Here is a 19,195-nt window from a genome sequence, read left to right on the forward strand (position 1 = left end):
ACGCGGGATCTCATGGGTGCTTTCCCCGCGCCCTCTTACCAAGAGACAGGCTCACCCGCGTGCTTGCTACACTCTTGCTGAACCAACTCCATCAGAATCAAGCCGGTTTTGCTGCAGGTCCACTCGCCGTCTTTAAGAGCAAAGTGGAACCCACCGCTTTTTGACGCTACCCAAATTTCTTGCATAGGCTCTTGGCGGTTAATGATGATCTGGCTGCCATCATCAAATTCCAGCGTCATCACGTTGCCAACGCTCTCATAATCGATGTCGGCGCCTGAGTCATCGATACCTTCTTCAATGGCCTGCATTTGTAAATCGACCAACTGATGATATTCCGTTGTGTTCATCCCGTTACATCCTATTGCTTTTCATGGTTGTGATGCGATTATAGAGGGCATTGACTCGATAATCACTGGCATTCACTATGCGAAAACTCGTCATTTTACTGATGTTCACTGTCATCATGACACTGACCGGCTGTGGCCAACAAGGGCCCCTGTATTATCCGGACGAACAACCGACACAAAATCAATAACCAACGACGACAGGGAAGAGCACCTTGGACTATTTCAATTATCAGGAAGACGGCCAGCTGTGGGCGGAATCACTGCCCTTAACCCAGCTGGCCCACGATCACGGCACGCCTTTATACGTCTACTCGCGTGCTACCTTTGAGCGCCACTGGCACGCGTTTGATCGCGCCGTGGGCGACCACCCGCATTTGGTGTGTTATGCCGTTAAAGCGAATTCTAATATTGGCGTATTAAATGTGTTGGCACGTTTGGGCTCAGGGTTTGATATTGTCTCTCAAGGTGAATTGGAGCGGGTGCTTGCCGCCGGTGGTGATCCCACGAAAGTAGTGTTTTCTGGCGTGGGCAAAACGGCCGCAGAGATGCGTCGCGCGCTGGAAGTGGGCATCAAGTGCTTCAACGTGGAATCACACTCTGAACTCGACCGCTTAAACCAAGTGGCGGGCGAATTGGGTGTGCAAGCGCCGATATCGTTGCGTATTAACCCTGATGTGGATGCCAATACTCACCCTTATATTTCTACCGGGTTGAAAGACAATAAGTTTGGCATTGCCTTTGATCAAGCGCTGACGAGCTTCCGTTATGCGGCCAGCTTGCCACACCTTAAGGTCGAAGGCATTGATTGCCACATCGGCTCGCAGCTGACCGAACTGGCCCCTTTTATTGAATCTACCGACCGCTTGCTGGCGCTGATTGATACCTTGGCCGACGAAGGCATTACGATTCGCCATCTCGATGTGGGAGGGGGATTAGGGGTGACCTACAGCGATGAAAAACCGCCGCAGCCGTCGGAATACGCTAAAGCGCTGTTGGCGCGTTTGGATAATCATCGTCACCTTGAGCTGATTTTTGAGCCGGGCCGCGCCATTGCTGCTAATGCCGGGGTCTTGCTCACCAAGGTGGAATTTCTTAAACACAGTGAGCACAAAAACTTTGCCATTATCGATGCGGGGATGAATGATTTAATTCGCCCGTCCTTGTATCAAGCTTATCAAGAGATCATTCCTGTAGTACCGCGCGACGGTGAGCCACAAACCTATGACCTGGTTGGCCCAGTGTGTGAAACCGGTGACTACTTAGGCAAAAACCGTTCGTTGGTGCTAGCAGCCGGTGATTTACTGGCAGTGCGCTCAGCGGGCGCGTATGGCTTTGTGATGGCGTCAAACTATAACTCACGCTGCCGTCCTGCCGAGGTGATGGTCGATGGTGACCAGGCGCACCTTGTGCGCGAGCGTGAAAGCTTGGCGTCGTTATGGCAGCTTGAACAGCGCCTACCAGAATAAGGATTGGCATGCAGGTACAGTTTGCAAAGATGCACGGACTGGGCAACGACTTCATGGTGGTTGACTGTGTGACGCAAAACGCGTTTTTTTCGCCGGATCTGATTCGGCGTTTGGCTGATCGCCAGCGTGGCGTCGGGTTTGACCAGCTATTGGTCGTGGAGCCGCCTTACGATCCCGAGACGGATTTCCACTATCGCATTTTTAATCCTGACGCATCGGAAGTCTCGCAATGCGGAAACGGTGCGCGCTGCTTTGCGCGCTTTGTGCGAATGAAAGGCCTGACTAATAAGCATCAGATCAGCGTGAGCACCCAAGCGGGTAAAATGCTGCTGCACATTGAAAACGACAATCAGGTGCGCGTGAACATGGGCGAGCCGGTCTTCACACCGGGGAAAATTCCGTTTCGAGCTAACTCACAAGAGAAAACCTACCTAATGCGGGTGGCGGAACAGACCTTGTTTGTTGGTGCCGTGAGCATGGGGAACCCGCATGTGGTGACTGTGGTTGAGGATGTCGACCACGCCGATGTGGACACCTTGGGGCCGTTACTTGAAAGTCACGAACGCTTCCCTGAGCGGGTCAATGCTGGCTTTATGCAGATCCTGTCGCGTAATGCGATTAAGCTTAGAGTGTACGAGCGCGGCGCCGGCGAAACCCAGGCCTGTGGCAGTGGCGCGTGTGCCGCCGTTGCCGTCGGGATCATGCAAGGCGTGCTTGATGATCAAGTGACGGTAAGTTTACCCGGTGGAGATTTACGCATTCGCTGGCGTGGGCCGGGTCACCCTTTATCAATGACAGGCCCAGCGACACATGTATTTGATGGACAATGGCAATTATGAATGATGGGGTAGAAGCCTCGACACTGGAAACCATGCCACTGAGCGACGAGGCGGTGGCGACGTATTTAAAAGACAATCCAGACTTTTTTATTCGCCATCGTGATTTACTGACGCAGCTGACCGTGCCACACGGTGAGCAAGGTGCGGTATCGCTGGTGGAAATCCAACTCAAGCGCCTGCGTGAGCGGGTGGCGGAGCTGGAAGAAGACATTACTCAGCTAATGAGCCTAGGGGCGAAAAACGATGCCCTGTTTCGTGCTTTTGCTGAGGCGCATCAGGCCCTGTTGCGTGCCGACACACCGCAGGCGGTGCAAAAAGCGTTAACGGCACTTAGCGAACAACTGCAACTGAGCGTTAGCTTACGGGTGTATGCGCCTATCGACGGCCTGCAGACCATCTCACGACAGGCGGTGGAGCAATTAAAAAGCCATCATTTTGCCGGACGTCCTTGTTATCTTGGGCGCTTACGCCGTGTGGATGCGGAAGCGGTGATGGCAACGCCACCGGAGCTCGGCTCTTTTGCGTTGGTACCGATTAAAGGGGAAGGCAAAGAGTGGGGACTGTTGAGCTTTGCGAGCGCCGATGGCGGGCACTTTCAGCCAGAAATGGATACGCTCTTTATTGAACAACTGGCCTCGCACTTAGCCATCTTATGTAGCCAATGGGCAAAAAGGGGTGAGCGTCAGTGACCACGGTAACGTCTGACCAAGCTGCTAATGCCCCCCGTTCACTGACGGTCCCTCTTGACCGCTTTTATCAATATCAGCTCAGCGAACGGGGCCTCAGTGCCCATACGCAACGTAATTATCAGCGCCAGTTAGATAAGATTGTCGACTTTCTGACCGCGCGGGGCATCGCTCATTGGCAAGATGTAGATGCCGACTGGGTGCGACAAATTTCCAGCCAAGCTAAACGCGATGGCCTTAAACCGGGCAGTATTGCGTTGCGGCTGTCCGCACTGCGCAGCTTTTTCGACTACCTCGTTCTCACCGAGCAGCTCGCGGCTAATCCGGCCAAAGGGGTCGCCGCGCCCAAGCAAGGGCGCCAGTTGCCAAAAAACCTCGATGTGGATGAAATGAATCAGCTGCTCGAGGTGGATCAAGACGACCCGCTGTCGGTACGGGATCGGGCGATGATGGAGCTGATGTATGGCGCAGGGCTGCGTTTAGCCGAGCTGGTTGATTTAAACGTGCGTGATGTCTCGGTACGTAAAGGGGATTTGCGTGTCACCGGTAAAGGGGAAAAAGAGCGCATCGTGCCTTTTTCCGGCATGGCGAAAACTTGGGTGATGAACTGGCTGAAAGTGCGTAACCAGCTCCTCAAAGGGCCAGAAGAGGCGCTATTTATCTCTAAACTGGGCCAGCGAATTTCTCACCGTAGCGTGCAAAAACGTATGGCGGAGTGGGGACAAAAGCAGGCGGTGAATAGCCATATTAATCCTCACAAACTGCGCCACAGCTTTGCCACGCATATGCTGGAGTCGTCTGGGGATTTGCGGGCGGTGCAAGAGCTGCTCGGCCATGCCGATTTAAGCACGACACAAATTTATACCCATTTGGATTTTCAACACTTGGCGAAAGTGTATGACGCGGCGCATCCCCGCGCCCGCAGTAAAGGGGCTCGTAAACCCAGCGCAGGCAAAAAAACCAACTCGGAGTCGTGATATGAAATTTTATCGTCGCTTAAACGCGTTTGATGCGGTGAGTTTTGACTTGGATGATACCTTGTACGATAACTGGCCGGTGATCGCACGCGCGGAGGCGGCGCTAAACGACTATTTGAGTGAGCACTGCCCCCCGCTCGCCGCGCTTGATAAAGCCTCCCTTGCGGGATTTCGCCGCCAAGCCCGTGATGAGAATCCAGCCCAACGCTTTGACGTCACCGCGATGCGAGTTGCCCAGCTGACCTTAGCCGGAGAGCATGTTGGTTTAACCGCGGAGAAAGCGCGCGCACAAGCTCAAGCGGCGACGACCTTCTTTTGCGGATATCGCAGTGACTTTACCCCGCCGGCGCAAAGTTTGGCTTACTTAAAAGCCTGGTCCGAGAAACTGCCATTGGTGGCCATCACTAACGGCAACGTCGATACTGATGCGATTGGCCTGACGCCCTTTTTCCAGCATATTTTCCGTGCCGGTGAACACGGAGAGGCCAAGCCGAGCCCCGAGATGTTTGATAAGGCCGCGCAGGCCTTGGATCTTGCCCCGGCGCGTATTTTACATGTGGGCGATCACTTAAGCTCGGATGTGGCTGGCGCGCGCCAAGCGGGCATGCAAGCCTGTTGGATCCGCCCAGACCGCCAGTCCCCCATGATGCATAAGGGGCGCACCTTGCCGGATGTGGCGATCGACGACCTATATGAACTCGATACCCTTATTCAGCAGTGGCACCGCTAATCGCTGCCGCTTTTTTTGCGGGCTAGCCAGTTATCGAGGTTAAACCAACCCGGCCCCCACACACTGACCACCAACAAGATCACCCCCCACATAATGTGGTCATCATAGCCACGCTCCCATAGCAGTGGGTAGGAGGTGACCGCGACAATGTTGAACACAAACAACGCCAAGGTCATGGGACGCGCGARCAGGCCCAAAGCAACAAATACCGGCAAAATCAGCTCCGCTGCTGTCCCTAAATACGCGGCTAGCTGCCATGGCAGCAAAGGCACCTGATACTCATACTCGAACAGGTATAAGGTGCTGTCCCAATTTTGGTATTTGATTAGCCCAGATTGAAAAAAAATCCATGCCACATAGACGCGGCCTACCAGCAGAAGTAACGGCTGCAGTGGGGTAAGCGCGCGAGTGAAGGTGTGATTGATCGTGGTTAGCCACATGGCTTACTCCTTTGCATTATAGGCAGTCGTTGGGGTGGTAAATGCATTCATGGCCGCGAGTTCAGACACACACGCCAGTTGCGCCTCTGACAGGGCACCTAATGGTGTATGGGGGCAGGTTTTTAGCACGCTGACATGATGGGTATTGAGCGCGTACCAATGCACCTTGTCTTGGTGAGCAACCAGCAACAAAGCTTGCGGCTTCTCGACCACCAAGCCCTCGAACTGTTCGGTGGCGATCGCTTGCCACAGGTCACTGACCGCGTAGTCACTTTCAAACAAACGAGCTTGATGGTTGAGCGGTAAACAAACCTGCGCTTGTTGCTCAGGGCTTAGCGACGCGAGCGCGCTGCCTTCAAACGGCGGAGACGCTGGGGCGAGAGTGAGCGCCACTTGCGCCCATTCAAAACGGGCAAGCTCGGCGCAACACGGCACGGGCTCGATAATATTGGGTAGGGCGCGCAAGGTCGCATCGAACTGTGCGCCATAGTCTTCCATTACCCCGGTTTGCGGGGGATGCACCATCGCATGATGACGGGCTACCGCGTCAAAACACGCCTCACCCAGTAGTGCACAGGTCTTGGGATACACGCATTTTAAGGTGTCGGTCAGGGTGACCACATAATGGTTGCGATAAATCTGCAATCGCTTGTCAGCGGCAAGGCGACCGTCTTTTATCGGCAGCGGCTGAGGGTCGTCCCGCAATGTGGCCGCAAAGGCCTGTTGCAGGGTGGCTAGCGTCATACTGCCTCCTTGTGTCGAGCCAGTCGGTGGTGGGCTTTGGCCGCTTCTGCTAACAATCGCTCGGGCGTGGGCAAGTCGGTATCCCATTCAATGAGGGTGTGGCGTGGGCCGTGGCGGTCAATCCACTGTTGATAGAGCGTCCACACCGCCTCGCTAACTGGCTGGTTATGGGTGTCTATCCAAATCTCTCCTGCGGGTGTGTGTTTGACGGTAAACCCTGCCAGGTGGATCTCTTTCACCGCATGGGCAGGAATCGCGTCAAGGTAGGTGCTGGCGCTAAAATGATGGTTAAACGCGCTGACATGAACATTATTTAAATCGAGCAGTAAATCGCAGCCCGTGCGAGCGTGCACTTCGGCGAGAAATTCCCATTCGTGGTAGTCACCCTGAGCAAAGCTTAAATAGCTCGATGGGTTTTCAATCAGCAGAGGACGCTGCAGCGCGTCTTGAACCTGCTGCACATTGGCGCAAAACACCCGCAATGCCTGCTCGGTGTAAGGGAGGGGGAGTAAATCGTGAAAGTGCTGCCCATCTATCCGGCTCCAACTTAAATGGTCAGACACAAACAGTGGCTCGACGTGTTTGACCAGTGTACACAGCTTGTCTAAATGGGCCCGATCAAGCGGCTCGTCGCTCCCCAGCGATAATCCCACGCCATGGCAGCTGATGGCGTAATCCTCACGTAACCGCATCAAGGTCGAAAAAGCCGGACGGTGAGGGCGGAAATAGTTTTCACTGTGGATTTCTAACCAGCCAAGCTGTGGGCGATAGTGGTCGAAGTAGGTGAGATGGGGTTGTCTGAGTCCAACGCCAGTCAAAATGGTTGCTTCATCCATGGTCGCTCCTTGTGGTCGAGTGACGAAGCCCGGGGCAAGCCCGGGCGCGCCATATCAGGATGACGAGGTACTGCCGCCGACTAAGCGGTCGCATAAGCCTTCAGGCACCATGACAAAAGCGTCTTTTTGGCCATCTTTCGTTGACGTGCCCGCACAGGAGCTGGTGTTGGTGGCGCAGTCGTTTTCTCCTGCTTTAACGACGCCGTAGCATTTTTCTTTTTCTGCCGCATGGGCCGGTGCGCTAGTGAGTGTGGTGGTACCCACCGCCAGCAATCCTGTGACAGCAGCGGCAACAGCTAGGTTAGTGTTTTTCATCATGTATCCTCTTCTTGTTCCGTGTTGGTGTTATCAGCCCTCTGATTCGTGGTGGGCCTATAAATCAAGATAGGAAAACACTGCACAATCTTTCATCATTTAAGTGTTTTTTTGCACGGCGATGGATAAACTGCTGAATTTTATACTTAAAAAAGTTGCGTCGGGATCGGGCGCGCAATTTAGCGCTGAGCTGGTATAATCGCCAACCAGTGTATAAATACCCAGTAAAATGGCAGGTGGCGATGGACGTATCAACTCTTCTTGACGGACTCAACGACAAACAGCGTGAAGCCGTGGCCGCGCCGCTCGGCAACCATTTGGTGCTGGCGGGTGCTGGCAGTGGTAAAACTCGTGTGCTGGTTCATCGTATGGCTTGGCTGATGCGGGTGGAAGAGGCGTCGCCGTTCTCGGTGATGGCGGTGACCTTCACCAACAAAGCAGCAGCGGAAATGCGTGGCCGTATTGAGCAATTGATGCAAGGCACGGCCTCTGGCATGTGGTGTGGTACCTTCCACGGTATTTGTCATCGTATTCTCCGTGCCCACTATTTGGACGCCAACCTGCCACAAGACTTCCAAATTCTTGATTCAGACGACCAGCAGCGCTTGCTACGTCGGTTAATTAAAGCGCAAAACTTGGATGAAAAACACTGGCCCGCCAAGCAAGCGAGTTGGTACATCAATGGCAAAAAAGATGAAGGCTTGCGTCCCAAGCACATTGATACCCGCCATGATCCGGTTGAAAGCACTTGGCTGCGGATTTATCAGGCGTATCAAGAAGCCTGTGATCGCGCCGGCTTGGTGGATTTTGCCGAGATCTTGCTGCGAACCTTAGAGTTATTGCGCGATAAAGCGGTGATCCGCGAACACTATCAAGCACGTTTTCAGCACATTTTGGTGGATGAGTTCCAAGATACCAACAACATCCAATATGCGTGGCTACGCATGATGGCTGGCCAACAGGCGCATGTAATGATTGTGGGGGACGACGACCAATCTATTTACGGCTGGCGTGGCGCGAAAGTCGAGAATATTCAGCGTTTTCTGGACGATTTCACTACCCCGCAGACCATTCGCTTGGAGCAAAACTACCGCTCAACCAGTACGATTTTGCAAGCGGCGAACACCCTAATTGAAAACAACGCCGACCGGATGGGCAAAAGCCTGTGGACTGAGGGCAAAGAGGGTGAGCCCATCTCTGTGTATGCCGGTTTTAATGAGCTGGATGAAGCGCGTTTTGTGGTCGGGAAAATCAAAACCTGGCAAGACGAAGGCGGCGCACTCACTGATAGTGCGATTTTATATCGCAACAACGCCCAATCTCGAGTGCTGGAAGAAGCCTTAATTCAAGCCGGTCTGCCTTATCGTATCTACGGCGGCATGCGCTTTTTCGAACGCCAAGAAATCAAAGATGCTCTGGCGTATTTACGTTTGATGGCGAATCGCAATGACGATGCGGCGTTTGAGCGAGTGGTAAATACACCCACTCGAGGGATTGGTGATCGTACCCTTGAGACGCTTCGTGGCGCGGCGCGCGATCGCGGCCAAACCTTGTGGCACACTGCCGAGCAAATTTTGGCAGAAAAAGCGTTGGCAGGACGCGCGGCCAATGCGTTGGGCCGGTTTATCGAGCTGGTCAATGCGCTAGAAGATGACACCCGTGACATGGCGCTGTATCAACAGACCGATGCCGTGATCCGTCACTCCGGCTTGCGCGCTATGTACGAGCAAGAAAAAGGTGAAAAAGCGCAAGCACGCGTCGATAACTTGGAAGAGTTGGTGACCGCCACGCGCCAATWTACGCCGCCCGAAGAGGCGGAAGCGGAAGGCATGACACCGCTGTCGGCATTCTTGGCCCACGCTGCCCTTGAGGCCGGTGAAGGGCAAGCGGATGAGTTTGATGATGCGGTCCAATTGATGACCTTGCACAGTGCCAAAGGCCTCGAGTTCCCCTTAGTCTTTATGGTCGGGGTAGAAGAGGGCATGTTCCCCAGCCAGATGTCAGCCGAAGAAGCGGGCCGCTTAGAAGAAGAGCGTCGCCTTTGCTATGTCGGTATGACGCGAGCGATGGAAAAACTCTATCTCACCTATGCAGAAATGCGCCGTGTGTACGGCAAAGACATGTTCCATAAGATCTCGCGCTTTATTCGTGAGCTGCCCGAGGCCTGCTTGGAAGAAGTGCGCATGCGTGCCAATGTCTCACGCCCTGCTGCAAGCGGGGGTCGTTTTTCCAAAACGCAGACTCAGGAGAACTTTAACCAAACCGGATTTAGTTTGGGTCAGCGGGTTCAACACCCTAAGTTTGGTGAAGGCACCATCATCAACTTTGAAGGCAGTGGCGGGCAAAGCCGCGTGCAAGTTGCCTTTAATGGGGAAGGGATTAAGTGGTTGGTGACTCAGTACGCCAAACTGGAAGCGCTTTAATCTCGGCTGCTTAACGTCAAAAAACGTAACATACGCCCAGCCTTGGCTGGGCGTATTGGTCTTTATCCCATTGCCTGCTTTTTCTGCCGCGGCGTTAGCCGAACACGCCGGCTTGCCAAACGACCGCGCCACCTAACAGCAAAAATAACAGTGCACACAGGCCATCGATAACCGGGGCGACTTTGGTGAGCACTTGCTGTACGCGACTGCCTGATAGCAGCCAGGCGAGTGACGAAAACCAGCCCAATGAGAGTAGGAACACCACCGCCACGGCCATGGCTTTGCCACTGGCGGACATGCTGGCAGGCACCAAGGTACTCATCAAGGAAATAAAAAACACCAAGGCTTTAGGGTTAAAAAGGTTGGTCAGTACCCCTTTCCAAAAGGCCTGTTTTTGGCCGCGTACCGCAGGCGCATCATTGGCGGTTTGCGCCGGCGCTGTGGTAGCGGCGAGCAAGCCTTTGATTGCGCTAAGGCCTAAATACATCAGTACACTGCCCCCTGCCACCTGTACCCACATAAACAGTTGCGGGTGCTGATGCACCAACAGACTGACGCCGGTAATGCTCAATATTGTGTGTGCCAAAATACTGAGCGATAACCCTAGCGCAATCGCCAAGCCAGTGGCACGGCCATAACGGGTCGCATTTTGGAGCACCAAGGCAAAGTCGGGCCCGGGGCTGAGCAGCGCAATCATATGTACCCCCGCCAGCGTGGCGAGAATAGCGAACTCATTCATCCTGATTTTCCTGCTGACAAAGGCGTGGTCGCTATCTTGGCCTCTTGCTGTCGTTTTGCCCGATAGGCATCAAAGCTAAATATCGCCAAGGCGGCCCAAATAAAGGCAAAGGTGGTGGCTTTATCTGGGGTAAAGGGTTCGTCATACAAGCCGACGGCGAGTAAAAACATTAAGCTAGGGCCGATATATTGGAAAAAGCCCAATACTGTTAAGGGTAAGCGGGTGGCGGCGCCGGTAAAGCACAGTAAAGGCACCGTCGTGATCAAACCGGCAGCGGCCAGTAGCATATTCAGGCTAATGGGATTCTCGAGCAGGTTGGCGCTGGATGTATCGGCAAACTGCCACAGATAAATCAGCGCAATGGGTAAGAGTGTGCAGGTTTCCACAAACAAACCCGGCACCGCAGGAAGATTGATTTTTTTGCGCAGTAAGCCGTAAATCGCAAAACTAGTGGCCAGCACCAACGCAATCCAAGGCAGTGAACCAAAGGTGATCAGTTGCACTAACACTCCCACCAACGCCAGCGCGGCGGCAAGCCACTGCAGACGGCGGAAACGCTCACCAAGAAAGATCATCCCCAGCGCCACGTTCACCAGTGGATTAATGTAGTAGCCAAGGCTGGCATCCAGCATGCGATTATTGACAATCGCCCAGATAAAAATCAGCCAATTACAGCCAATAAAGCAAGAGGTGAGCATTAACATCAACAGCTTTTTCGGTTCGCGGATAATCGGCTTGAGCTGATAAAAACGACGGGTGAAAAAAAGCAGCAATGCCAAAAAGACAAACGACCACAATACCCGGTGCGCTAAAATTTCGGGCGCCGGAATATGGTTGACCGTTTTAAAGTACATGGGGGCGATACCCCACATAATGTAGGCCGCCAGGGCCAATAACACGCCTTGGCGTGTACGTTTCGGATCAGGAATCACAGCGCAGTCTCGTTATAAGTGTCGGTCAGGGATGAACACCAACGTGTGCATGTTGTCTAGATGTAACAAGTTGTAAGAGTGGGCGCAAGCACCTTTCTCTGTGCTCAGGGTTTCATCGCCTACAGGGTGTCGGTAGAATGAGCGCCAGTTTGAATAACGAGCTTGATTATGTCCGCCACCCCCGCCCATGCCGATGCGTCAACGTCTAGCGACGCCCCCATTGCTGATCCTGCCATGAGCCCTGCCCATCAGGTACTCAAAGCGGTGTTTGGTTATCACCAGTTCCGTGAGGGGCAACAAGCGGTGATTGATGCGGCGATTGCGGGGCGTGATGCCTTGGTCATTATGCCGACCGGGGGAGGCAAGTCTCTGTGCTATCAGATCCCCGCGTTGGTGCGCATCGGCTTGACCGTGGTGATTTCACCTTTGATTTCATTGATGAAAGATCAGGTTGACCAGCTTAATGCCAATGGGGTTGCCGCGGCGTGCTTAAACTCAGCGATGACGCCTGAGGCGCAAGCGGAGACTTTGCGCGCCTTAAACCATGGCGAGGTGAAACTGCTGTACGTGTCGCCTGAGCGTGCCCTGGGCCGTGATTTTCTTCATCGCTTAAGTGATTGGCAACTTGGATTAGTGGCGGTGGATGAAGCGCACTGTATTTCCCAGTGGGGCCATGATTTTCGTCGCGAATATGCCTCTTTAGGCCAGCTCAAACAGCACTTTCCTGACGTGCCTGTGATGGCGCTGACAGCCACCGCGGATGCCACCACGCGCGAGGATATTTTATCCCGCCTTGCCCTGCATGATCCGCTGGTGCATCTGGGTAGCTTTGACCGTCCTAACATTCGTTACACCTTGCTGGAAAAGCACAAACCTTTAGCCCAATTGGTGCAGTTTCTGAGTGGTCAACGCGGCCAATCCGGGATTGTCTATTGTAATAGCCGTAAGCGGGTTGAGCAGGTCACTCAAAAACTGTGTGACAACAATATGCTCGCCGCCGCTTACCATGCAGGGATGACCACTGAGGCGCGCGGATCAGTCCAAGAGGCGTTCCAACGTGATGATGTCAACATTGTGGTAGCGACCGTGGCATTTGGGATGGGGATCAACAAGCCCAATGTTCGCTTTGTGGTGCACTATGATGTGCCGCGCAATATTGAATCTTACTACCAAGAAACCGGCCGTGCCGGGCGAGATGGACTGCCAGCTGAAGCGGTGTTGTTATATGACCCCTCCGACATGGGATGGCTCCATCGCTGCTTGGAAGAAAAGCCGGATGGGCCACAAAAGCAGGTCGAAAGCCATAAACTGACCGCGATGGGGGCGTTTGCCGAAGCGCAAACCTGTCGCCGTTTAGTGCTCCTGAACTACTTTGGTGAGAACCGCCAAACCCCTTGTGGCAACTGTGATATTTGTCTCGACCCGCCCACCCATTTTGATGGCACCGAACAAGCACAAAAAGCGCTGTCGTGCGTGTACCGTGTTAACCAAAGCTTCGGGGTCGGGTATGTGGTGGAAGTATTGCGCGGGATGCAAAATCAGCGCATTAAAGATCATGGTCACGACAAGCTCTCTACCTATGGTATCGGGCGAGAGTGGAGCCATGAATACTGGGTGAGTATTATTCGCCAATTGATCCACCGCGGTTACTTGGTACAAAACATTGCCCGCAGCTCAGTGCTGCAGTTGACCGAACAGGCGCGGCCATTACTGCGCAGCGAGATTGCCCTTGAGCTGGCGGTGCCGCGTATTGGCCTCAGCCCGCGCACCAAAGCCAACAAACTGAGCCAGCGCCATTACGATAAAAAATTGTTTGCCAAGTTGCGTAAGTTGCGCAAGGCCATTGCTGACGAAGAAGATATTCCGCCTTACGTGGTATTTAACGATGCCAGTTTGATGGAAATGGCTGAGATGCTGCCGTCATCGCAAGCGGAACTCTTAGCGGTCAGTGGCGTTGGGCAGCGCAAACTGGAAAAATTCGGCGATGCGTTTTTGGACTTAATCGATGATCATCTTAGTGTAAGTGAGTACGGCTATGGCACCGAGTAACTGGCAACTGATGGCGTCCGACAGCACCTTGGCGTTTTATCAGCCGCAGCTTGATGCGGATAATGCTAAAGAAGTCTGTCAGCCATTGTTAGACACTCTCGCGGCCTCTGTGCTTGAGTGCCAACAGGACGCTGACATGATGACTTGGCTGATTGATTTTGAAGGCACGCGCTTGATGCTCAAAGCGGCACATTATACCCAGAGCGTGTGGGTAGAAGCGCTGGATAATGAGGGCGACGAGGTAATTGCCTTTTTGCGCCGTTGGTGGACGCGCCATCCGCCTCTTTAAATTGCACTGGCACCGGCGCTTGATTGCTGTATAATTCGCCACCTCGCGCTGCCTGTAGACGGGTAGCTAAGTCTTTTGGGTTCCCTCGCCCCCAATAACAAAAAGGTGCACGATGAGCCACTTTTCTCTTGCTCAGCAGCGTAAAGCGCTGGGTTACCTCGTTCTATTCCATCTAATCATTATTGCCTCCAGTAATTACTTGGTGCAGATCCCCTTTACGGTTTGGGGTTTCCACACCACCTGGGGAGCCTTTACCTTTCCGTTTATTTTTTTGGCCACTGATTTAACCGTCAGGATCTATGGTCCGACTCTGGCGCGCCGCATTATCTTGCTGGTGATGGTGCCCTCGCTGCTGATTTCCTACGTGTTATCCGTCTTGTTTTACCAAGGCAGTTATCAAGGCATGGAGCAGCTGGGTAGCTTTAATCTCACCGTCGCGCGGATTGCGATTGCCAGCTTTATGGCCTATCTGCTGGGTCAGATTTTAGATATTCATGTGTTCAATCGGTTACGCCAGCAGCGTCAATGGTGGGTGGCACCGAGTTGTTCGACCTTGTTTGGTAATGCGTCAGACACACTCGCCTTTTTCGCGATTGCGTTTTATCAAAGCCAAGATGCCTTTATGGCCGCGCACTGGGTCGAAATCGCCTTGGTAGATTATGCCTTTAAGTTGATTATTAGCTTGGGACTGTTTATTCCTCTGTATGGGGTGTTGCTCAACCTGATTATTCGACGAATCACACAGGTGACGCCGTCGGCGACGATGCAGCAAACGTCCTAGTCAGTCGCAGAATAAAGAGTCGCATCGCGGCTCTTTTTTTACGTCAGCCTGCCGATTATCGACTTTATTTTGAGAAGCAGATCAATAAATGAACAGTGAGTGGAAAATAAGCATATTTTTTTCTTGATAAACGATAATGAGAATGGTTATTATTAACTTGCGCTCAGGGTAAAGCCCACATGCTTAACCCTGAAGGCACGACATTGCTCACATTGCTTCCAGTGTATTAGCGGGGCGCTTATCAGACAGTGATTAAGTTAGCCCATTTTTGCTAGGCGACACCTTTCGGGGTGTCGCTTTTTTCTTTTCTGGGTACTGACTTTTCGAACGATGGATGTTGGCATTATGGCGGTGGATGCAATGACAGTTTGATGACAGCGAGAGAGTCTGAGCACAAGATCAACAAATCAAAAAGCATCGAAATTATTTGTTGAAAATGCTAATGAGAATGGTTATTGTTAACTTGTCTTCAGGGCTAAGCCCACATGCTCAGCGCTGAAGGCACGACATTGCTCACATTGCTTCCAGTGTATTGGGGCCAGCAAACTGTTACTCAAACAGCTTTGTTTTTGCGCTCACCTGTTACAGCGACGCCGCTCTCGGCGTCGCTTTTTTCTTTGTGTCTTCCTATTATGTGCTTAGGCCAGCTCAACCAGTTTTTTCACCATCCGATTGATGCCACTCGCGGCGTCCGACACAGATGTTGCCAGCATATAGGCCGGTGTGGATAGCAGATGGTGGCGTTGGTCTAACACATAATCCGATACTGGACATTCGATATGCTCACCGCCCATACGGTTAAAGGCGGCGGCGATGTCTGGCTCATTACCAATGGTGCCTTTGACGCCTTTTGGGTAGATCTGCGGGATCATGATCGGGGCGATACACATATAGCCAGCAGGCTTCTCGGAACGGGCAAAGGCCTGACACACTGCAAACATATCTTGGTGTACCTGAACCGGATCGCCATTGTAAGCAAAGTCCGATAAGTTTTTCGCGGCACCAAAACCGCCAGGAACCAGTAGGGCGTCGAAGTCATCGGCGTTCAAATCAGTTAGCGGAAGTATCTCCCCACGCACAATGCGGCTGGCTTCAGTGAGCACATTACGCGTTTCGCTCATCGCTTCGCCAGTACGATGGTTAATAACATGGTGCTGATCGATATCTGGGGCAAAGCACTGCCATTGAGCATCGTTTTGCTCGAGGGCCAGTAGGGATAACACAGTTTCTTGGATCTCGGCACCATCAAACACGCCGCAGCCAGATAAGATCACAGCCACCTTTTTCATCACGCTCTCCTTGTATCGGCATTTAAAATATTGCAATCCGAGTGGGCAATGCTTAAAGCGTCGTCTACGCCTAATTGCGTCTAACAGTGTCGCATTGGCCAAGGCTTATGCGAAATAGTAGCCAAGATCGCAAGAGAAATTGGTGATTATCTCCGCAGTTTGTGATGACTTTCTCTGCAACCTTTGACGCCAGTAGCGATTTCTTTTTCCACACCACAGGATCCTTTTTCGATCAAGATCTAGATCCTGTGATTTTGCCTAAGTTAATGTTTTTATTTAATAAAAAATCCATTTCTTATGTTTGTTTAGACAAAATCAAAACCCTATAAAATAATTACCAACAAAGTTATCCACAGATTGGCGACCTTGTGGGAAAAACCATGGTTAACAGGGGTCGAGACTCGTGGCATGCTTAACGGCTAACGTGTTTAACTGGCGATCAAGATTCTGATATGGCAACTCTTCCCGACAATCCGTTAATCCTTGTGGATGGCTCTTCGTATCTTTACCGGGCATACCATGCGTCCCCCAATCTCACTAATAGCCAAGGCGAGCCCACGGGCGCGGTGTTTGGGGTGGTCAATATGCTGCGCAGCTTGTTGCGACAGTATCCACATTCACACGTGGCGGTGATTTTTGATGCCAAAGGGAAGACGTTCCGCGATGACATGTATGAAYAATACAAAGCCAATCGTCCACCGATGCCAGATGATCTACGCGGGCAAATTGAACCTTTGCACAAGATTATCAAAGCCATGGGTTTGCCTTTACTCGCGGTAGAAGGGGTGGAAGCCGATGATGTGATTGGCACGCTCGCCACGCAAGCCTCACAAGCGGGGATGCCGGTGCTTATCAGTACGGGTGATAAAGATATGGCGCAGCTGGTGGATGAGCATGTCACCTTAATCAACACCATGACCAATGTGGTGATGGATCCTGAGGCGGTGCGTGAGAAGTATGGCTTTGGTCCTGAGCATATGATTGATTACCTTGCTCTGATGGGCGACAAAGTCGATAACATTCCCGGTGTACCTGGGGTCGGTGATAAAACCGCGACCGCGTTGATTGCCAATCTGGGCGGCTTGGATGATATTTACGCCAGCCTTGAGCGTATCGCCGATCTTGGTTTCCGTGGTGCGAAGAGCATGGCGAAGAAACTGACAGAGCATAAAGAGTCGGCTTATTTGTCACACCAGTTAGCAACGATAAAATTGGACGTTGAACTGGACTTCACCCCTGAACAGCTGGTCAAGCAAGAGCCTGATAATGACACCTTGGTAGCCATGTATCGTGACTTGCAATTCCGCCGCTGGCTCAAAGAGCTGGATGAAGGTGATGCGCCAGAAGAGGCGGTGTCTGATGAACCTATCTCGCAAGCGGCCACGATTGACCGCAGTGGCTATCAGACCGTTCTGACACGCGACGCGCTGGATAGTTGGCTTGAAAAAATCCGTGATGCTGAGGTGGTCGCGGTGGATACGGAAACCGATAGCCTCAACTATATGGAAGCCAATCTGGTTGGGATTTCATTTGCCGTCGCGCCGGGTGAAGCGGCGTATGTGCCGGTAGCTCATGATTACCTGGAAGCGCCGGCGCAGTTATCGCTGGATCAGGTGCTGGACGTATTACGCCCTTGGTTGGAAGATCCTTCAGCGGCGAAAGTCGGTCAAAATCTGAAATATGATGCCAGTGTGTTTGCGCGTCACGGGATCACCTTAAAAGGGATCGCCTATGACACCATGCTGGAGTCGTACGTCTATAACAGTGTGGCGGGACGTCATGACATGGATAGCCTCGCTGAGCGCTACTTGCAGCATACCTGCATCAGCTTTGAAGAGATTGCCGGGAAAGGCAAGAAACAACTGACTTTTAACCAAATCCCGCTTGAGCAAGCGGCACCTTATGCGGCGGAAGATGCGGACATTACGTTGCGTTTGCACCAATACCTGATTGGGAAAGTCACCAGTGACGAGAAACTAAAAACCATTTTTGAGTGCTACGAGATGCCGCTGGTCAGCGTGCTGTCGCGCATGGAACGTCATGGGGTGCTAATCGACAAAGACAAGCTGGCGACCCAATCAGAGGCGCTACATACTCGTTTGATTGAGCTTGAGCGTGAAGCCTTTGAGATTGCCGGCGAAGAGTTCAACTTAAGCTCGCCCAAGCAACTACAAGCGATTTTGTTTGAGAAAATGGGCCTGCCGGTAGTAAAGAAAACCCCATCAGGGAGCCCTTCAACCAATGAGGAAGTGCTGCAAGAGCTTTCACTCGATTACCCGCTACCTGCGCGGATTTTGGAATACCGTGGACTGGCAAAACTCAAATCGACGTACACGGACAAATTGCCGCGCATGATTAATGCGCAAACGGGCCGCGTGCATACCTCGTATCATCAAGCCGTCACCGCGACGGGACGCTTATCGTCCACCGATCCGAACTTACAAAATATCCCCATTCGTAACGAGCAGGGGCGTCGTATTCGCGAGGCCTTTACGGCAGACGCGGATAACACCATTTTGGCGGTGGATTACTCGCAAATCGAATTGCGGATTATGGCGCATTTATCTGGTGATAAAGCCTTGCTAGAAGCGTTCCGAGAGGGCAAAGATATTCACGCCGCCACCGCAGCCGAAGTGATGGGTATCCGCCTCGATGAAGTCACCAGTGAACAGCGTCGCCGCGCCAAAGCGATCAACTTTGGCCTGATTTATGGCATGAGTGCCTTTGGCTTATCTCGTCAATTAGGGATTGGTCGCCATGAAGCACAAAGTTACATGGATACTTATTTTGAGCGTTATCCAGGCGTGAAGGCCTACATGGAACGCACCCGTGAGCAAGCGGCGGAAAAAGGCTACGTGGAAACCATTTTTGGTCGTCGCCTATATCTGCCTGAAATAAAATCACGAAATGGCATGCGTCGTAAAGGGGCCGAGCGCGCGGCAATCAATGCGCCGATGCAAGGGACGGCAGCCGATATTATCAAGCGTGCGATGATACTGGTTGATCAATGGATCCAAGCCAACGCCGCGGATGAGGCTCGCCTGGTGATGCAGGTGCACGATGAACTGGTGTTGGAAGTCAAAACGTCATCAATGTCCAAAGTTGAAAGCAAAGTACGGAAATTGATGGCGTCAGCGGCTGACTTGGATGTGCCTTTGATCGCCGAAGCAGGGTTCGGCGATAACTGGGGAGAAGCCCACTAAGTTCAGGGTTTTTATTGACCTTTCTGTCTTTTTACACTGAAAGCCGATATTTTTATCGGCTTTTTTTATTCATTATCCACCTGATCTGTGGCGTTTTTACGCTAAATAGG

The 19,195-nt window shown here is 52.5% G+C and carries 19 protein-coding genes; 11 read left to right on the plus strand and 8 right to left on the minus strand.

Going from position 1 to position 19,195, the window contains the following annotated elements; all coding sequences use genetic code 11:
* Positions 1-35: 35 nt before the first annotated feature.
* Positions 36-347 carry an iron donor protein CyaY gene (gene cyaY, locus BZG13_RS11290; protein ID WP_077457433.1) on the minus strand — a complete coding sequence of 104 codons (312 nt, stop codon included), beginning with the start codon at positions 345-347 and terminating at the stop codon, positions 36-38.
* 77 nt (positions 348-424) lie between these two features.
* Between cyaY and lptM the strand changes: the two genes are divergently transcribed.
* The 6 genes from lptM to BZG13_RS11315 are packed head-to-tail and all read left to right on the plus strand — an operon-like array spanning position 425 to position 5,045.
* Complete coding sequence (lptM, locus tag BZG13_RS15515) at positions 425-535, plus strand: LPS translocon maturation chaperone LptM (protein ID WP_219722564.1); 111 nt, start codon at positions 425-427, stop codon at positions 533-535.
* A gap of 24 nt (positions 536-559) precedes the next feature.
* Positions 560-1,813 (plus strand): diaminopimelate decarboxylase, encoded by a 1,254-nt coding sequence (gene lysA, locus BZG13_RS11295; RefSeq protein WP_077486692.1) that lies wholly within the window; start codon positions 560-562, stop codon positions 1,811-1,813.
* A gap of 8 nt (positions 1,814-1,821) precedes the next feature.
* Positions 1,822-2,652, plus strand: a complete 831-nt coding sequence (gene dapF / locus BZG13_RS11300) for a diaminopimelate epimerase (protein ID WP_077486693.1) — start codon at positions 1,822-1,824, stop codon at positions 2,650-2,652.
* A complete protein-coding gene (locus tag BZG13_RS11305) occupies positions 2,640-3,341 on the plus strand; it encodes a DUF484 family protein (RefSeq protein ID WP_241824802.1) in 702 nt (233 codons plus the stop codon). Before dapF ends, BZG13_RS11305 begins: the two co-directional genes overlap by 13 nt.
* On the plus strand, positions 3,338-4,315 hold the full coding sequence (gene xerC / locus BZG13_RS11310; protein WP_077486695.1) for a tyrosine recombinase XerC: 978 nt from the start codon (positions 3,338-3,340) through the stop codon (positions 4,313-4,315). The genes BZG13_RS11305 and xerC overlap by 4 nt, the downstream gene beginning before the upstream one ends.
* Position 4,316: 1 nt before the next feature.
* Complete coding sequence (locus tag BZG13_RS11315) at positions 4,317-5,045, plus strand: HAD-IA family hydrolase (RefSeq protein ID WP_158074892.1); 729 nt, start codon at positions 4,317-4,319, stop codon at positions 5,043-5,045.
* Here BZG13_RS11315 and BZG13_RS11320 read toward each other — a convergent pair.
* The 4 genes from BZG13_RS11320 to BZG13_RS11335 are packed head-to-tail and all read right to left on the minus strand — an operon-like array spanning position 5,042 to position 7,380.
* Entirely contained in the window at positions 5,042-5,485 is a 444-nt protein-coding gene (locus BZG13_RS11320; RefSeq protein WP_077486697.1) for a DoxX family protein, read from the minus strand. The genes BZG13_RS11315 and BZG13_RS11320 overlap by 4 nt on opposite strands.
* A gap of 3 nt (positions 5,486-5,488) precedes the next feature.
* Positions 5,489-6,229 carry an HvfC/BufC N-terminal domain-containing protein gene (locus BZG13_RS11325; RefSeq protein WP_158074893.1) on the minus strand — a complete coding sequence of 247 codons (741 nt, stop codon included), beginning with the start codon at positions 6,227-6,229 and terminating at the stop codon, positions 5,489-5,491.
* Entirely contained in the window at positions 6,226-7,065 is an 840-nt protein-coding gene (gene bufB, locus BZG13_RS11330; protein WP_077486699.1) for an MNIO family bufferin maturase, read from the minus strand. The genes BZG13_RS11325 and bufB overlap by 4 nt, the downstream gene beginning before the upstream one ends.
* 54 nt (positions 7,066-7,119) lie before the next feature.
* Positions 7,120-7,380, minus strand: a complete 261-nt coding sequence (locus BZG13_RS11335) for a BufA1 family periplasmic bufferin-type metallophore (RefSeq protein ID WP_069360775.1) — start codon at positions 7,378-7,380, stop codon at positions 7,120-7,122.
* A 242-nt stretch (positions 7,381-7,622) separates the two neighbouring features.
* On the opposite strand from BZG13_RS11335, the gene uvrD reads away from it, so the two are divergent.
* On the plus strand, positions 7,623-9,803 hold the full coding sequence (gene uvrD / locus BZG13_RS11340) for a DNA helicase II (RefSeq protein ID WP_077486700.1): 2,181 nt from the start codon (positions 7,623-7,625) through the stop codon (positions 9,801-9,803).
* A gap of 94 nt (positions 9,804-9,897) precedes the next feature.
* On the opposite strand, the gene BZG13_RS11345 is transcribed toward uvrD, so the two are convergent.
* Positions 9,898-10,542, minus strand: coding sequence for a LysE family translocator (locus BZG13_RS11345; RefSeq protein ID WP_077486701.1), 645 nt, complete (start codon positions 10,540-10,542; stop codon positions 9,898-9,900).
* Positions 10,539-11,471, minus strand: a complete 933-nt coding sequence (gene rarD, locus BZG13_RS11350; RefSeq protein ID WP_077486706.1) for an EamA family transporter RarD — start codon at positions 11,469-11,471, stop codon at positions 10,539-10,541. Before rarD ends, BZG13_RS11345 begins: the two co-directional genes overlap by 4 nt.
* A 237-nt stretch (positions 11,472-11,708) precedes the next feature.
* Between rarD and recQ the strand changes: the two genes are divergently transcribed.
* The 3 genes from recQ (at position 11,709) to BZG13_RS11365 (ending at position 14,593) form a co-directional block, all read left to right on the plus strand.
* On the plus strand, positions 11,709-13,523 hold the full coding sequence (recQ, locus tag BZG13_RS11355; protein WP_241824803.1) for an ATP-dependent DNA helicase RecQ: 1,815 nt from the start codon (positions 11,709-11,711) through the stop codon (positions 13,521-13,523).
* Positions 13,510-13,812 carry a DUF3630 family protein gene (locus BZG13_RS11360; protein ID WP_077486703.1) on the plus strand — a complete coding sequence of 101 codons (303 nt, stop codon included), beginning with the start codon at positions 13,510-13,512 and terminating at the stop codon, positions 13,810-13,812. Before recQ ends, BZG13_RS11360 begins: the two co-directional genes overlap by 14 nt.
* A 112-nt stretch (positions 13,813-13,924) precedes the next feature.
* Entirely contained in the window at positions 13,925-14,593 is a 669-nt protein-coding gene (locus BZG13_RS11365) for a 7-cyano-7-deazaguanine/7-aminomethyl-7-deazaguanine transporter (RefSeq protein ID WP_077486704.1), read from the plus strand.
* A 638-nt stretch (positions 14,594-15,231) separates the two neighbouring features.
* Here BZG13_RS11365 and elbB read toward each other — a convergent pair.
* Positions 15,232-15,882 carry an isoprenoid biosynthesis glyoxalase ElbB gene (gene elbB, locus BZG13_RS11370; RefSeq protein WP_069360781.1) on the minus strand — a complete coding sequence of 217 codons (651 nt, stop codon included), beginning with the start codon at positions 15,880-15,882 and terminating at the stop codon, positions 15,232-15,234.
* Positions 15,883-16,334: 452 nt separating this feature from the next.
* On the opposite strand from elbB, the gene polA reads away from it, so the two are divergent.
* On the plus strand, positions 16,335-19,085 hold the full coding sequence (gene polA / locus BZG13_RS11375; protein ID WP_077486705.1) for a DNA polymerase I: 2,751 nt from the start codon (positions 16,335-16,337) through the stop codon (positions 19,083-19,085).
* The last annotated feature ends 110 nt before the right edge of the window (positions 19,086-19,195 follow it).

The organism is Salinivibrio sp. ML323, from assembly GCF_001995745.1.
GTDB classification, from domain to species: Bacteria; Pseudomonadota; Gammaproteobacteria; order Enterobacterales; family Vibrionaceae; genus Salinivibrio; species Salinivibrio kushneri.